The sequence below is a fragment of the Nocardioides sp. NPDC092400 genome (assembly GCF_040684155.1).
GTDB lineage: Bacteria > Actinomycetota > Actinomycetes > Propionibacteriales > Nocardioidaceae > Nocardioides.
Genome location: NZ_JBFBFJ010000003.1, coordinates 55,829 through 70,734, shown reverse-complemented (window position 1 = coordinate 70,734; position 14,906 = coordinate 55,829). Strand labels below are relative to the sequence as shown.

The following is a 14,906-nucleotide window of genomic DNA, read 5'->3' as shown; positions in this document are numbered from 1 at the left end:
AACATCCCAAGTTAACTTGGGATGTTGACGCTTCGCGGCCATCGCAATGGCCGCGAAGCGTGAGAATCCCAAGTTGACTTGGGATTCTCAGCGGCCCGATCCACCCGACCCGCTCAGCGGATCCGGGTGCGGCGCATCATCCTCAGGCCGGTGAGCATGCCCTTGACGTACTCGTCGTAGTCCTGGCCGGGACGGGCGCCCATGACCTGCTTCTTGAGCACGGCGAGGTTCTGGACGTCGGTGTACTTCAGCAGCCCGTTGTCGCCGTGCCGGGCACCGACGCCGGACTGCTTGACGCCGCCGGAGGGCGTGCCCTTGGAGGCGTACGCCGTGGCCAGGGAGTCGTTGACGTTGACGTTGCCGGCGTGGATGCGGCGGGCGACACCGACCGCGCGGTCCAGGTCGGCGCCCCACACCGAGGCGTTGAGGCCGTAGTCGGTGTCGTTGGCGAGCGCGACGGCCTGGTCGATGCTGCGGTAGGGGTGCAGGGCGACGACCGGGCCGAAGGTCTCGGTGCAGCCGGTCAGCATGTCCCCGGTGACGCCCTCGAGCACGGTCGGCTCGAAGAACGCCGGGCCGATGTCGGGACGCGGGTGGCCGCCGGTCACGACCGTGGCGCCCTTGGCGACCGCGTCCTGCACGTGGCTGTGCACCCGCCGCATGTGGTCGACCGAGATCAGGGAGCCCAGCTCGGGCCCGAAGTCGTACGCCGCGCCGATGCGCAGGCTCTCGGCCGCAGCGACGAAGCGCGCCTTCAGCTCCTCGTACCGGCTCTCGGGCAGGTAGATCCGCTCGATGTGCATGCAGATCTGGCCGGTGTTGCCGAAGACGCCGAACAGCGCGCCGGCGACCCACTCCTCGGGGTCGACGTCGTCGAGGACGATCATCGGGTTCTTGCCGCCGAGCTCGAGGCAGCAGCCGATCAGGTTGCGGCCGGCCCGCTCGCCGATGACCCGGCCGGTGGCCGTGGAGCCGGTGAACATCACGTAGTTGGCGTTGTCGATGAGCGTCGGGCCGATGTCGGGGCCCTCGCCGCAGACGACCTGGAACAGGCCCCGCGGCAGGCCGGCCTGCTCGAGCAGCGAGATGCCGTACAGCGGGGAGAGCGCGGTCTTGTTGTCCGGCTTCAGCACGATCGCGTTGCCGGCCATCAGCGCCGGGATGGCGTCGGAGAGACCGGTGGCGAAGGGGAAGTTCCAGGGCGCGATGATGCCGACGACGCCCTTGGGCTGGCGGATCTCGGTGGAGCTGGAGACCAGCGGGACGGGGCCGCCGCGCTTGACCGGGGCCAGCAGCCTCGGCGCGCGCTTGAGGTAGTGGCTGATCACCATCACCGGGTCGCAGGTCTCCTCGACCGCCATCCTGCGGTTCTTGCCGCTCTCGGCCTGGATCAGGTCGGCGGTGGTGAGGGCGTTCGCGACGAGCAGCGAGTGCGCCTTCTTGAACACCTTCAGCCGCTTGCGCAGCGGCCAGGACGCCCACTCCTGCTGGGCCGAGCGGGCGGCGGCGAAGGCCGCCTCGATGTCGGCCGGCGTGGACTGCGGGAGCTCGACGAGCGTCTCGCCGGTGTAGACCTCGGCGAGGGGCCACGTGGCTCCCCCCGAGCCGGGGACCCGGGCGACGAGGTCCGCCAGGAACGCGTCGGTCAGCGTCGCGGGGCGGCGCAGCCGCGAGCCGGGGGCGGCAGCGGTGGTGGGCCGGTCGGCGGTGGTGGTCATGGCTCAGGCCCTTCCCAGGACGAGGTCCGCGCCGCGCTCGCCGATCATGATCGCCGGCGCGTTGGTGTTGCCGCCGGTGATCGACGGCATGATCGAGGCGTCGGCGACCCGCAGCCCCTCGACGCCGCGGACCTTGAGGTCCGGGGTCACGACGGCCAGCTCGTCCACGCCCATCCGGCAGGTGCCGACGCCGTGGTAGACCGACGTCGCCCGGTTGAGGATCGCCTGGCGCAGCTCGGAGCCCCGCACGCCGCGGCCGGGGTGGATCTCGTCCTTGACGGCGCCGCCGAACGCCGCGCCGCCCATGATCTCCCGGACCAGCTCGGAGCCCTCGGTGAGCAGGTCGAGGTCGGCGGACTCGGCGAGGTACTGCGGGTCGATGAGCGGCGCCGCCGTCGGGTCGGCCGAGGCCAGCCGAAGCGTGCCGCGGCTGCGCGGGTAGATCAGGGTGGTGAGCACCGTGAGCGCGGGCAGCGGCGAGACCTCGTGGCGGATCGGCTCGTCCTGGTTGGGCGTCACGTAGGACCACGGCAGCAGGTGCAGCTGCAGGTCCGGCACGTCGGTGGCCTGGGAGGTCTTGAGGAAGGCCAGGACCTCGAAGACCGAGTTGGCGAGGAACGTCGAGCCGGGCCGCACGACCTCCTTGGCCACGCCCTTGGCGAAGAAGAAGGCGTTGCCGCGCATCCTCGAGGAGGTCGCGTGGAAGGTCATCGCGTGGAACATGTGGTCGTGCAGGTTGTCGCCGACCGGCAGGTCCGCGACCACGTCGATCCCGTGGTCCTTGAGGTGCTGGGCGTGGCCGATGCCCGACAGCATCAGGATCTGCGGGGAGCCCACGAACCCGGCGGCCAGGATGACCTCCTTGCCCGCCCGGACCGTGCGCTGGCTGCCGTCCTTGTCGCGGACCTGCACGCCGGTGGCGCGACCGCCCTCGACGACGACCTTGGTGACCAGGACCTGGGTCTGGACGTCGAGCGTCGGCGGCGCGAGGTGGTGGATGTAGCCGCGCGAGGCGCTGTAGCGCAGGCCGTCGGCGGCGTTCTGCTGCATCCGGCTGACGCCCTCCTGCGACTCCCCGTTGTAGTCCTCGAGGATGTCGCACCCCACCGCGTCGGCGGTCGCCTGGAGGAACTGCAGCGAGCCCTCCTGCGGGGTCTTGTTGCGCGTCACGCGGATCGGGCCGCCCGCACCGCGGAAGGCGTTCTCGCCGCCCTCGTAGTCCTCCATGCGCTTGTACGCCGCGTTGACCGAGTCGGCGTCCCAGCCGGTGCAGCCCTCGGCCGCCCAGGAGTCGTAGTTGGCACGGTTGCCGCGCACGTAGACCATGCCGTTGACCGAGCTCGACCCGCCGAGCACCTTGCCCCGCGGCACCGGCATCTTGCGGTCGAGGATGTGCTTCTGCGGGACCGAGTAGTAGCCCCAGTCGTTGAGCCGCTTGATCTTCGGCTCCGCGTGCATCGGGCCGATCATCCCGGGCTTCTTGGTCAGGAACTGGTTGTCGCTCTTGCCTGCCTCGAGCACGATCACGCTCGCGCCGGACTCGGCGAGCCGCCCCGCGATGGCAGCGCCGGCACTGCCGGAACCCACCACGACGTAGTCGGCTTCGTTCTTCAGGGCTGTCTTGGCCATGTCGTCCCCTGGTGGTTCGTCGCTCGTGCGGCGTGCGGCCCGAGTTCGCATACTCTCGGAATGTGTCGCCGACCACAGTAGGGCACGACTGTAACTTGTTCTAGTTTGCTGGACCACGGATCGGACGGGGAGGATCAGCACCGTGAAGATCCTCTCGATCCAGTCCTCGGTCGCCTACGGCCACGTGGGCAACTCCGCCGCCGTCTTCCCCCTCCAGCGGCTGGGTCACGAGGTGTGGCCGGTGCTGACCGTCCACTTCTCCAACCACACCGGGTACGGCGCGTGGCGCGGACCGCTGCTCGCGCCCGCCGACGTGGCCGACGTGATCGCGGGCATCGAGGACCGCGGGGTGCTCGGCGAGGCCGACGCGGTGCTCTCGGGCTACCAGGGCGACCCGGCGGTCGGCGCGGTCGTCCTCGACACCGTCGCCAAGGTCAAGGCGGCCAACCCCGACGCGGTCTACTGCTGCGACCCGGTGATGGGCGACGTGGGTCGCGGGATGTTCGTGCGGCCCGGCATCCCGGAGTACATGCGCGACACGGTGGTGCCGCAGGCCGACATCGTGACGCCGAACCACTTCGAGCTCGACTTCCTCGCCGGCCGCACCACCACCACGCTCGACGAGGTGCTCGAGGCGGTCGACACCGTGCGCGAGCGTGGGCCGCGGGACGTGCTGGTGACCAGCGTCCTCCACGGCGACGTGCCCGAGGGGTCGCTGGACGTGGTCGCGGTCTCCGACGCGGGCGCCTGGGTGGTCACCACGCCGCTGCTGCCGATCGCACCCAACGGGTGCGGCGACGTCACCGCGGCGCTCTACCTCGCCCACCTGCGCGCGACCGGCTCGCCGGCCGAGGCGCTGTCGCGGACCACCTCGTCGGTGTTCGCGGTGCTCGAGGCGACGATCGCCGCGGGCACCCGCGAGATCCAGCTGGTCGCCGCGCAGGACGCGATCGCGTCGCCGCCGGCGTCGTTCGAGGTCCGCCGGGTCCGCTGACCCGGCCTGAGTCTGGTGCGGGCGGTCCTGGCGTCAGCCGACCATCATCAGCGCGGCCAGGAAGGCCAGCGCCGGGATGAGCCACAGCATCGCCAGAGCGACCATCGTGTCGCGGCTCTCGGCGGCCGCGGCGGTGCTCGGTGCAGACGTGTTCGCTGCCATGAAGGAATCACTCCCCGGATCGATTGAGGAGCCGATACCCGGCGCTCCCACGACCCATGCCGGTCCGTCCCGGATCGGCGTGGATCACACCCGTTGGAGTGAGAGCGCCACACCCACCGCCTCGTGATGCCGAGCGCGCGCCCCGGCGCGCGCCGGGCATCACGAGGCGGCGTCACAGGGAGCCGGTGACAGGAGTCGAACCCGCGACATCCTCTTTACAAGAGAGGCGCTCTACCAACTGAGCTACACCGGCGCGGCCGCCCGACGCCCGGTCGTAGCAGCCGGGCACATGCTAGTTGCCGCCCGGCCGCGAGCCGGGATCAGCCCATGCCGCCGTCGAAGGCGAGGACGGCGCCGGTGATCATCCGGGCGGCGGGCGAGGCGAGGTAGACGATCGACTCCCCGATCTCGGCCGGGGAGATCGCGGGGCCGGGCAGCATCATCATCAGGCGGTCGGCGACGCGGGGGTCCATGTCCGAGGGCATGATCCCGGCGACGTGCGACACGATCGGGGTGTCGACCGTGCCCGGGCACACGGCGTTGACCCGGATGCCCTCCGGGGAGAGCTCGAGCGCCAGCGACCGGGTCAGCTGGGTCAGCCCGCCCTTCGCGGCGGCGTAAGCCACGGCGTAGGGCTGCGGGATGCGGCCGGCCACCGAGCTGACGTTCACGATGTTGCCGCCGCAGGCGCGCAGGTGCGGCAGCGCGGCCTGGATGGTCATGAAGGGACCCTTGAGGTCGATCGCGTGGACGCGGTCCCACTCCGCGTCGGTGATCTGGTCGAAGTGGCCGAACTGCACGACCCCCGCCACGTTGGCCAGCACGTCGATCCGCCCGTTGCTGGCGCACTGCGCGATCGCCGCGTCGACGGACTCGCGGGAGGCGACGTTGCACTCGACGTACGTCACGCCGTCGGGCGCGCCGGCCTGGACGTCGAGGCCAAAGACGGTCGCCCCCTGGTCGCGGAAGAGCTCGGCGGTGGCGCGGCCGATGCCGGAGGCGGCCCCGGTGACGACGACGACGCGGGGCCCGCCCGAGGTCGGGGCGGCGGAGGAGGCGGGAGCGGAGGTCATGCGCGGACCGTACTGGAACACGTTCTAGTTCGACCAGCACCTCGGGCGCGACTTGGTCCGGCCCGGCCTGGCGGGCGACCCTGGTGCGCGTGAGCCTGCTGCACGAACCGCACCACGACGGGTCCCCGCTCTACCTCGAGCACGAGGCGCCGACGCTGGGCTGGACGGTCAAGGTGCGGGTGCGCACCTGGACCGGCGACCCGGTCGACCAGGTCTGGCTGCGCACGACGTACGACGCGGAGCCGGTCTACCACGCGTGCGGGCCGGTCGAGCGCGACGAGCACACCGTGTGGTGGGAGGGCGAGCTGCCGGTCCACAACCCGGTGGCGCACTACCGGTTCCTGGTGAGCACCGGCGCCGGCACGCCCGAGGAGGACCAGCGCTGGCTGACCGCGGCCGGGGTGCACCGCCACGACGTGCCGGACGCCTTCGACTTCCGGGTCTCGACCTACCCCTCCGCACCGGACTGGGGTCGCGACGGCGTGGTCTACCAGGTCTTCCCCGACCGCTTCGCCCGCTCCGCGGCGGCCGACGAGCGGCCGGTGCCCGCCTGGGCCGTCCCAGCGGAGTGGGACGACGAGGTGGTCTTCGAAGGCTCCGACCCGCGCACGCCGACCCAGTTCTTCGGCGGGGACCTGGACGGGGTCGTCGAGCACCTCGACCACCTCGAGCAGGTCGGCGTCTCGGTGGTCTACACGACCCCGGTCTTCCCGGGCGAGAGCAACCACCGCTACAACGCCTCCACCTTCGACGGCGTGGACCCGCTCCTCGGCGGCGACGAGGCGTACGCGCGCCTGTCCACCGCCGTGCACGAGCGCGGCTGGCGGCTGCTCGGTGACCTGACGACCAACCACACCGGCGACACCCACGAGTGGTTCCGGGACGCCTCGCGCGACCCGGCGTCGCCGACCCGCGGCTGGTACTACTTCAACCACGACGGCTCCTACGAGTGCTGGATGGGCCACGGCACGCTGCCCAAGCTCAACCTCGCCGACCCCGACCTGCGCGCGGCGATGGTGGAGGGCCCCGACTCCGTGGTCGCGCGCTGGCTGCGCCCGCCGTTCGACGTCGACGGCTGGCGCATCGACGTCGCGAACATGACCGGGCGGCTCGGCGCGGTCGACGTCAACCACGACGTGGCCCGCGCCGTGCGCCGCACCGCGGAGGCCGAGCGGCCGGACCCGCTGGTGATCGGCGAGCACAACCACGACGCCTCCGGCGACGTGGACGGCGACGGCTGGCACGGCACGATGAACTACTCGGGCTTCTCCTGGCCGGTCTGGTCCTGGGTGCGGGACCCCGCCTCGCCGGCCCGGGCGTTCGGGCGCCCGCTGCCGGTGCCGCGGCGCCCCGGCCCGCTGGTGCTGCGGTCCTTCCGGGAGTGGCTGGCCCGCTTCGGCTGGCGCGCGGCGAGCCAGTCGTGGAACATCCTCGGCTCCCACGACAGCGCTCGGATCCGCACCGTCGCCGGCTCCGCCGCCGTCCACCGCGTGGCGGCCGGCCTGCAGTTCACCCTCCCCGGCGTGCCGATGCTCTTCGCCGGCGACGAGATCGGGCTGGAGGGCGTGCTCGGCGAGGACTCGCGCCGCCCGATGCCGTGGCACCGCCGCGAGGACTGGGACCACGCCACGCTCGCGACGTACGCCGCCCTGTCGGCCGCCCGCCGCGACCACGACGCCCTGCGCCGCGGCGGCCTGCGGTGGGCCCACGTCGACGACGACGCGTTCGTCTTCCTGCGCGAGCACCCGACCGGGTCGGTCCTGGTCTGCGCCCGCCGCGCCGCCGGCCCCGCGGTCGGGCTCGACGCGGGGCTGATGGGCTTCGGCGACGGCACGCCGGTGCTCGCGACCGAGGGCGAGGCGGCACCGCTCACCGCCGTCGACGGCACGGTCACCGTGCCGGCCGCCGACGCGCCGGGGCTCTGGGTCTGGCGGGTCTAGGCTCGTCGTCGTGGCCCTCCACGTCGTCGCCCACCGCCCCGACCCGGCGCTCCTCGAGCTGCCGTGGTCGCTGCCGCTGGAGGAGTGGGACGAGCGCTACGTCGTCCCCCTCCCCCGCGGTCTCTCGCGCCACGTCGTGCGGATCGTGCGGCAGGGGTCGTGCACGTACGCCGTCAAGGAGACGGTCGCGGAGATCGCCTTCCGCGAGTACCGCCTGCTGCGCGACCTCCAGCGGCTGGGCCTGCCCGCGGTGGTGCCCCAGGGCGTGGTCACCGGCCGGGTCGGCGCCGACGGCGAGGAGCTGCCGGCCGCGCTGCTGACCGAGCACCTGCGCTTCTCGCTCCCCTACCGCAGCCTCTTCGCCCACGGGGCCAACGCCGACAACGTGCCCTCGCTCGTCGACGCGCTGGTGGTGCTGCTCGTGCGGCTGCACCTGGCCGACTTCTACTGGGGCGACGTGTCGCTCTCCAACGTGCTGTTCCGGCGCAACGCCGGCGGCTTCGCGGCGTACCTCGTCGACGCCGAGACCGGCGAGCTGCGGTCCACGCTCTCGGACCGGATGCGGGAGTACGACCTGACCATCGCCACCGAGAACGTCTTCGCCGAGCTGCTCGACCTGCAGGCCAGCGGCTCGCTCGAGGCGTCCGCGGAGGCCGCCGACATCGCGCACTCCATCCGCGAGCGGTACGACGCGCTGTGGACCGAGCTGACCGACGTCGAGGAGTTCTCCGGCGCTGAGATGTGGCGCATCGAGCAGCGCATCGAGCGGCTCAACGACCTCGGCTTCGACGTCGACGAGCTCGACATCATCACCGACTTCGACGGCGACCAGGTGCGGATCCAGCCCAAGGTGGTCGAGCTGGGCCACCACTGCCGCGAGCTCCAGGCGCTGACCGGCCTGAACGTCGAGGACGCCCAGGCCAGGCGGCTGCTCAACGACATCGCCTCGTTCACCGCCCACCACGACCTGGGCCGCGAGGACCGGAGCCTGGTGGCCAACCGGTGGCTGACCCGGGTCTGGGAGCCGCTGGTCGCGATGATCCCGCCGGCCCACCGCGGGAAGCTGGAGCCGGCCGAGTTCTTCCACGAGGTGCTGGTGCACCGGTGGTACCTCTCCGAGCGGGCCGGCCACGAGGTCGACCTGTTCGAGACCGCGCGCGACTACATCGACCACGTCCTGGTCGAGAAGCCGGAGGAGGCCGTCCTGCCGCTCCCCGGCGACCTCTGAGCCCGGGCCGGGCCCGCCCGGGGCCTCCCGGGCGAGGCCGTCAGGGCTTGCAGACCCGGCAGGTGGTGAGCTGGGCGACGCGGCCCTGCGCCTCGGCCTCCCCGATCGGGTGCAGGTCGGTGCGGTGGGCGACCAGCGCGCAGTCGCGCCGGTGGATGGTGGTCCCCTCGCCGGCGGTCACGGGCAGCGCGGAGGTGTCGACGCCGTGGTCGTTGACGGCGGCCGAGCGCGAGGTCACGTCGGCCAGCACCAGCAGGGTGTCGGCGAGCCGCTTGGAGGACTCGCGCCCGTCGTCGGCGATCCGCGCCAGCCACGCCCCGAAGTAGAGGAACCCGCCGACGAACGTCAGGCCGAGGCCGAGCAGGCCACCGGAGACGAGGTAGGACAGCTGGTCGTACTGGTAGGGCGTGTTCGCCGCGCCGTACCAACCGAGCACGATGACCACCAGGCCGAGCGGCAGCAGGATCGCGCCGGCCCAGAAGAGCACCACCTGGAGCAGCTGGTAGTTGTTGTTCTTCATCGGGGCGGCGCCCGTGGCGCTGCCGCCCCGGCCGGCGCGGGGAAGCGCCCCGGTGCCGGCGCCCATGCGGGCGCCCGAGGCGGGGATCGAGCCGGTGTTCTGCACGGTGGTCATCTGCGTGCCTCTCAGGTCAGGCGGGGCGGGCGGGGTCGGGCGGGGTCGGACGGGGTCGGGCGGGTCGGCTGGTGCGGGGATGGCAGCCCGGTCAGGCCTTGCGGAGGTCGGGCAGGCCGCTGTCGAGCCCGTGCGGGCAGGCGCCGCCGGCTCCGAGGGCGAGGGCACCGATCTTGCGCAGGTAGCTGCCGGCGGCGGCCGCCAGCGCGATGCCACCGAAGAGCAGGGCCCCGGGGATCGAGTTCAGCGGGGGCAGGCCGGAGCCCACGGGCGCGGCGTCGACGAGGTCGCCGTCGGCCGGCGCGGAGTCGCCGCCGGACGCCGTGCCGACGTCGCTCGGGGTCGAGGGGGCCGTCGCGCCGGAGCCGGTGCTGCCTCCGGCCGTGCCCCCGGCGCCGCCGGAGCCGCCGCCGCTGCTGTCCTCGGCACCGTCCTCGGCTCCGTCGTCGGTGGCGGGCGGCTCGGCGTCGGGGACGTCGAGCTTCGGGGCCCGGGCCGTCTCGCTCTCGGCCACGCCGAGGTGCAGCACGATGCGCGGCGAGAGCTGGGTGAGGGCACCGAGGAGGCTCTTGAGGATCGCCGCCTCCTCGGGGAACGGGATCGGGGCGAGCAGGTCGCCGAGCGGGATCTGGGAGAGCACCGGCTTGAGGATCCCCAGGTCGACCTGGACGCGCAGCGCCTCGACCGACGCGCTCGCCTCCTTGCCCTTCGTCGTGAGCTCCGGCTCGGGCAGGGAGAAGGAGACGCCGAGCTGCTCGAGGGCCTTGGCCGGGTTGTCCGAGAGGCCCGGGATGGCCCCGGCCTGACCGACCGCCTCGTAGCCCTCGGGGCCGACGGAGAACTCCTGCCCGGCGATCGAGATCGTCCCGTACCGCGCCTTGCCGGACGCCTTCTCCTTCGCGCCGTCGGTGCTGGTCTCCGCCTTCGCGGTGAAGCCGGACAGCGTGACGATGCCGCCCAGCAGCCGCACCTCGCCGAGCGCCGAGCGGGTGGTGGTGGTGACCGAGCCCCGCTCGACCTTCGACCGGCTGGCCGAGACCATCCCGCCGATGTCGACGAGCGCGCTGAGCGGTGAGGGGATCTGGCAGGTGGCCGGCTCCTCCGCGGCCTCGGCGGCCTCCGCGGACTCGGCCGGCTCGTCGCCCTCGGCCCGCGGGGCGGCCGACCGACCGGTGATCGCGGCGCCGAAGTCGCTCAGCAGGCCGGAGTCGCCGGAGGACCTGGCCGCTCCGCCGGCACCGCTCGACCCTCCGGTCAGTCCCCCGGTCAGGCCTCCGGTGAGCCCACCCAGCAGGCCGCCGAGGCCGCCGAGGCCGCCGGTCGGCAGGCCGGGCAGGCCGGGCAGGCCCGGGAGCGGGCCCTCGCCGGCGCCGCTGCCGCCGTCCTCGGCCTCGAAGACGTCGCAGTCGCTGGCGAAGCCGGAGGCGGCGCTGACGTCGCCCTGCTTCGCGGTCGTGCGCGAGACCGCACCGGGGAACGGCTCCTGGACCGCGCTCGCAGGGCCGGCCGGGTGGTCGGAGTTCACCTGGACGGGGTAGCCCTGGGCCGCGAGCGGCCCGGAGATCTCCGGGGGCAGGCCGAGGTTCTCGATGACGGTCTTCGCGCCCTCGCCGATCGAGTCGCCGGGCCACAGGTAGCTGGCTCGGCCCTTGCCGCCGCTGGAGTCGGCCAGCACGCGGCTGTAGCCGAGGTCCAGCTCGAGCTGGGGGGTCGCCGGGACCGGGATGACCGGCTCGAAGATCTCGAGCTTCAGCGGCGTCGCCGAGCCCTCGGCGCTGTAGCCGTAGTCGAGGGCCTCCCCCTCCGCCGGCGCGCCGGCGCTGGCCGTGGGGGTGCCGAGCGGGAGCACGGCGGCGGTGAGACCGGCGGCGAGCAGGGGCATGACGGTCCGCTTCACGCGGCACCTCCGAGGATGACGTCGGACATGGTGTCGAGGACCTCGGCGGGTTCGCCGGAGGCCACGATGCGGCCGCCGGACATGACGGCGGCGTAGTCGGAGACCCGCAGGGCGGTGCGGGCGAACTGCTCGATGCACAGGATGGAGACGCCGGAGGCGGCGATCTGCGCGACGGTGTCGTAGAGCTCGTCGACGATCAGCGGCGCGAGCCCCATCGACAGCTCGTCGAGCAGCAGCAGCGCCGGGTCGCTCGCGAGCGCCCGCGACATGGCCAGCATCTGCTGCTCCCCGCCGGACATCGTCCCGGCGAGCTGGTGGCGCCGCTCGGCCAGCCGCGGGAAGTAGGAGTACGCCGTGTCGAGCACCGCGCCGGCCGGCACGCCGGCGTACGACATCAGGCGGAGGTTCTCCTCGACGGTGAGGTTGGGGAAGACCGAGCGCCCCTCGGGCACCGTGCACAGGCCCAGCCGGGCCAGCTCCTCCGAGCCGGCGCCCCTGACGTTGACGCCGCCGAGGTGGACGTCGCCCGACGTCGGCTTCTTCTGCCCGGAGATGACCTTGACCAGCGTCGACTTCCCCGCGCCGTTCGGCCCGAGCAGTGCCATCACCGCCCCCTTGGGAACGGCGAGGTCGACGCCGCGCAGCACCTCGATCCGGCCGTAGGCCGCGTGGAGGCCGACGACCTCGAGGATGGGGATGCTCATCGGACACCTTCAGTGGTCGGGGCAGTGGTCGGGGCAGTGGTCGGCGCGGTGACGGCGGGCAGGACGGTGGTGGCGTCGGTGGCCGCGCCGACCGGGACGAGGTCGGTGCGGGTCTGCTCGACGGCCGGGACGGCCTGCGCGTCACCCGGTCCGTCGTCGGCGGCGTCGTCGGAGTAGCCCAGGTAGGCCCGCTGGACCGCGGGGTCGCGACGGACCTCGGCGGGCGTGCCGGAGGCGATCACCGAGCCGAAGTCGAGCACGTGGATGGTGTCGCAGACGCCCATCACCAGGTCCATGTCGTGCTCGACCATGAGGATCCCGCGACCCTCCGCGGCCAGGTTGCGCAGCAGGTCGCCGAAGTCGTCGGTCTCGGACTCGTCCAGCCCCGAGGACGGCTCGTCGAGCAGCAGCAGCTTCGGGTCGCCGGCCAGGCACCGGGCCAGCTCGAGCAGCCGGGCGGTGCCGGTGGGGATGGAGTCGGCCCGCTCGTCGGCGTACGCCGAGATGCCGACCCGCTCGAGCAGGGCGTCGATGTCCTTGGCGCCCGGTCGGACCAGGCCGGCCAGGCCGCGGTGGATGTCGTAGGCCACCCGCACGTTGTCGCGCACCGACAGCGACCCGAACGCCTCGAGCCGCTGGAAGGTGCGACCCATCCCCCGCTTGGACCGTCGGTGCACCGGCGCCCCGGTGACGTTGCGGCCCTGGAAGCGCACCTTCCCGCGGGTCGGCCTCTGCAGCCCGGAGATGACGTTGAAGCACGTGGTCTTGCCGGCGCCGTTGGGACCGATCAGCCCGGTCACCTGCCCGGCGTCGGTCACGAACGCCGCCTCGTTGACGGCGGTGACGCCGCCGAACTGGACGACCACGTGGTCGACCTCGAGGAGCGGGGCGTCGTGGTGGTTGCGCGGCTCAGGCATGGGCGGGCACCTTCCCGGTGGAGTCGGGCGTCTCGGGCAGGAGGTCGACGAGCTCGACGTCCTCCGCCTCGGCGTCGCGCCGCCCGGGCAGGGCGGGCAGCCGGTCGCGGAGCTGGGGACCGAGCTGGCCCTGCAGCCGGCGACCGAGGCGGAAGAGCAGGTTGGCCAGGCCGTTGGGGTCGCGGCCGAGGGCCACGGCCCCGAAGCCGAGGATCGCGAAGATCAGCCCGGCGATGCCGGGGTTGTTGGACTGCATGACCGGCAGCAGCATCAGGCCGATCCCGCCGAGCGTCGCGCCGGTCACCGAGGTGACGCCGAAGACGACGGCCAGCAGCAGCAGCGGGAGGCTGTTGAAGAACTGGAAGTCGGCCGCGCCGATGGTGCCCCGCAACCCCGCGAAGAGCGCACCGGCCAGCCCGGCCATTCCGGCGGAGAGGCCGAACAGGCCGACGCGGAACCACCGCATGTCCAGGCCGAGCGTCCCGCACGCGGCCGGGCTGTCGCGCATCGCGATCAGCACCCGCCCCAGCGGCCCACGGCGCAGGAGCAGCAGGGCGATCCCCATCAGGACGAGGAAGAGCGTCATCACCACGACGTAGCCGCCGGTGGACTCGATCGCCGTGCCCAGGATGGAGAGCCGGCCCGCCTCGAGGGTGCCGTTGAAGCCGAAGGCGAACTCCGCCTGGAAGATCATCTTGTCCATCAGCACGCCGAAGGCCAGCGTGGAGAGCGCGAGGTAGAGCCCGGTCAGCCGGAGCACGGGCAGGGCCACCAGCGCGCCCACGCCCGCGGCGATCGCGGCGGCCAGGAACAGCCCCGCGAGGTTGGGCTGCTCGAGCTTGGCGTAGGCGAGGGCACCGACGCCGGCGAAGGTGAGCTGCGCCAGCGAGACGTGCCCGCCGTACCCCGTGAGCAGCACCAGGCTGAGCATGACCATGGCGTACGTCGCGGCCGTGCCGACCAGCAGCAGGTTGGCCGTCGACATCCCGCCGCCCACGAGCAGCGCCACCAGCACGACCAGGCCCCCGCCCCAGCCGAACGAGGCGGTGAGCGAGGGCAGCGGCGCGGACACGATGCCCTTGACCTGGCCGATGCGCAGCTGCGCCTGCGGCATCGCGACGATCACGACGAAGAGGAACAGCGCCGGCACGACTGCCCGCGTCCCGGCGAGGAAGCCGTCGCTGGGCAGGTAGGCGACCGCGAACGACTGCAGGATGCCCAGGCCCATCGCGCCGACGAAGGTCAGCGGCAGCGACTTCAGCCGACCGAGCATCGCCGCGGCGTAGGCGTTGATCACCAGCAGCGTCAGGTCGTAGTAGGACAGGCCGATCACGCTCGAGAGCAGGATGCCGCCGAGCGCGGCGAGGCTGGTGCCGATCGCCCAGGACAGGGCCGCGACGGTGTCGGGCTTGCCGCCGAAGAGCCTGAGCAGCTCGGGGTTGTCGACCGACGCGCGCATCGCGGTGCCGATGCGGGTCCGGTTGAGCAGCGCGTAGAGGGCCAGCGCGACGCCGATCGAGATGACGATCGTGATGATCTGGTGCGCGGTCACGTAGGTCTCGCCTAGCTGGACGCCCGAGGAGGCCATGAACGGCGGGACCGTCCGGGGCTCGGGCGGCCAGACCTGCTGGGCCAGTCCGATCAGGCCGACGAAGAGCCCCACCGTGACGACGAGCGCGACCGACACGGGCCCCTCGCCGAGGCCGCGGGTGACGAAGCGCTGGATGCCCCAGCCGATCGCCGGCGCGATCACGCCGAGCACGAGGAACAGCGACAGGAACAGGTTGAGCCCCTGCCGCTGGGAGAAGTCCCAGAAGACGAACGCCAGCACCATGCCGAACGCGCCGTGCGCGAGGTTGAAGACGCGGGTCGTGGTGTAGGTCAGCACCAGCCCGGACGCCGCGATCGCGTACGCCGCACCGGTGAACAGGCCGAGGATCGTGAAGGAGATCAGTGAGCTCATGGTCAGCCTCCGAGGCCGGTGTCGGTCAGCGAGCCGCAGAGGTGCTC

12 protein-coding genes and 1 tRNA gene are annotated in these 14,906 nt (G+C 72.8%); 3 read left to right on the top strand and 10 right to left on the bottom strand.

From position 1 onward, the window contains the following. Nucleotides 1-113: 113 nt before the first annotated feature. Both AB0N29_RS12080 and AB0N29_RS12075 read right to left on the bottom strand, forming a co-directional pair. Entirely contained in the window at nt 114-1,718 is a 1,605-nt protein-coding gene (locus AB0N29_RS12080) for a succinic semialdehyde dehydrogenase (protein WP_364867005.1), read from the bottom strand. Between the two features lie 3 nt (nt 1,719-1,721). Next, nucleotides 1,722-3,347 (bottom strand): GMC family oxidoreductase N-terminal domain-containing protein, encoded by a 1,626-nt coding sequence (locus AB0N29_RS12075; protein ID WP_364867003.1) that lies wholly within the window; start codon nt 3,345-3,347, stop codon nt 1,722-1,724. Between the two features lie 142 nt (nt 3,348-3,489). Here AB0N29_RS12075 and pdxY point away from each other — a divergent pair, with 142 nt between their 5' ends. Further along, complete coding sequence (gene pdxY / locus AB0N29_RS12070; RefSeq protein ID WP_364867001.1) at nt 3,490-4,341, top strand: pyridoxal kinase PdxY; 852 nt, start codon at nt 3,490-3,492, stop codon at nt 4,339-4,341. Nucleotides 4,342-4,374: 33 nt separating this feature from the next. Here the strand turns inward: pdxY and AB0N29_RS12065 are convergent, their stop codons facing one another. From AB0N29_RS12065 to AB0N29_RS12055, 3 genes are all read right to left on the bottom strand, one after another. Continuing rightward, a complete protein-coding gene (locus AB0N29_RS12065) occupies nt 4,375-4,503 on the bottom strand; it encodes a hypothetical protein (protein ID WP_302268187.1) in 129 nt (42 codons plus the stop codon). Between the two features lie 180 nt (nt 4,504-4,683). Next, nucleotides 4,684-4,756: transfer RNA gene (locus AB0N29_RS12060), tRNA-Thr, on the bottom strand. 67 nt (nt 4,757-4,823) lie between these two features. Next, the gene (locus AB0N29_RS12055) at nt 4,824-5,576 is read right to left on the bottom strand and encodes an SDR family oxidoreductase (protein ID WP_364866999.1); all 753 of its coding nucleotides are present in this window, start codon (nt 5,574-5,576) and stop codon (nt 4,824-4,826) included. 89 nt (nt 5,577-5,665) lie between these two features. On the opposite strand from AB0N29_RS12055, the gene AB0N29_RS12050 reads away from it, so the two are divergent. Next, nucleotides 5,666-7,516, top strand: a complete 1,851-nt coding sequence (locus AB0N29_RS12050) for a glycoside hydrolase family 13 protein (RefSeq protein WP_364866997.1) — start codon at nt 5,666-5,668, stop codon at nt 7,514-7,516. A gap of 10 nt (nt 7,517-7,526) precedes the next feature. Next, the gene (locus AB0N29_RS12045; protein ID WP_302268190.1) at nt 7,527-8,744 is read left to right on the top strand and encodes a DUF4032 domain-containing protein; all 1,218 of its coding nucleotides are present in this window, start codon (nt 7,527-7,529) and stop codon (nt 8,742-8,744) included. Between the two features lie 40 nt (nt 8,745-8,784). Here the strand turns inward: AB0N29_RS12045 and AB0N29_RS12040 are convergent, their stop codons facing one another. The 5 genes from AB0N29_RS12040 to AB0N29_RS12020 all read right to left on the bottom strand — a co-directional run bounded on the left by AB0N29_RS12040 (nt 8,785) and on the right by AB0N29_RS12020 (nt 14,859). After that, complete coding sequence (locus AB0N29_RS12040) at nt 8,785-9,378, bottom strand: hypothetical protein (protein ID WP_364866995.1); 594 nt, start codon at nt 9,376-9,378, stop codon at nt 8,785-8,787. A 91-nt stretch (nt 9,379-9,469) separates the two neighbouring features. Then, nucleotides 9,470-11,275, bottom strand: coding sequence for a choice-of-anchor P family protein (locus AB0N29_RS12035; RefSeq protein WP_364866993.1), 1,806 nt, complete (start codon nt 11,273-11,275; stop codon nt 9,470-9,472). Further along, nucleotides 11,272-11,979 (bottom strand): ABC transporter ATP-binding protein, encoded by a 708-nt coding sequence (locus AB0N29_RS12030; RefSeq protein ID WP_302268194.1) that lies wholly within the window; start codon nt 11,977-11,979, stop codon nt 11,272-11,274. The genes AB0N29_RS12035 and AB0N29_RS12030 overlap by 4 nt, the downstream gene beginning before the upstream one ends. Then, a complete protein-coding gene (locus tag AB0N29_RS12025) occupies nt 11,976-12,896 on the bottom strand; it encodes an ABC transporter ATP-binding protein (RefSeq protein ID WP_364866990.1) in 921 nt (306 codons plus the stop codon). Before AB0N29_RS12025 ends, AB0N29_RS12030 begins: the two co-directional genes overlap by 4 nt. Further along, nucleotides 12,889-14,859: an ABC transporter permease gene (locus AB0N29_RS12020; RefSeq protein ID WP_364866988.1), complete on the bottom strand. Its 1,971-nt coding sequence runs from the start codon at nt 14,857-14,859 to the stop codon at nt 12,889-12,891. The genes AB0N29_RS12025 and AB0N29_RS12020 overlap by 8 nt, the downstream gene beginning before the upstream one ends. Between the last annotated feature and the right edge of the window lie 47 nt (nt 14,860-14,906).

What these genes read in the sequence shown, in the direction of transcription:
- AB0N29_RS12065 (WP_302268187.1), bottom strand. Translation starts at nt 4,503, where the DNA reads ATGGCAGCGAACACGTCTGCACCGAGCACCGCCGCGGCCGCCGAGAGC.
- AB0N29_RS12055 (WP_364866999.1), bottom strand. Translation starts at nt 5,576, where the DNA reads ATGACCTCCGCTCCCGCCTCCTCCGCCGCCCCGACCTCGGGCGGGCCC.
- AB0N29_RS12040 (WP_364866995.1), bottom strand. Translation starts at nt 9,378, where the DNA reads ATGACCACCGTGCAGAACACCGGCTCGATCCCCGCCTCGGGCGCCCGC.
- AB0N29_RS12080 (WP_364867005.1), bottom strand. Translation starts at nt 1,718, where the DNA reads ATGACCACCACCGCCGACCGGCCCACCACCGCTGCCGCCCCCGGCTCG.
- AB0N29_RS12025 (WP_364866990.1), bottom strand. Translation starts at nt 12,896, where the DNA reads ATGCCTGAGCCGCGCAACCACCACGACGCCCCGCTCCTCGAGGTCGAC.
- AB0N29_RS12030 (WP_302268194.1), bottom strand. Translation starts at nt 11,979, where the DNA reads ATGAGCATCCCCATCCTCGAGGTCGTCGGCCTCCACGCGGCCTACGGC.
- AB0N29_RS12075 (WP_364867003.1), bottom strand. Translation starts at nt 3,347, where the DNA reads ATGGCCAAGACAGCCCTGAAGAACGAAGCCGACTACGTCGTGGTGGGT.
- AB0N29_RS12020 (WP_364866988.1), bottom strand. Translation starts at nt 14,859, where the DNA reads ATGAGCTCACTGATCTCCTTCACGATCCTCGGCCTGTTCACCGGTGCG.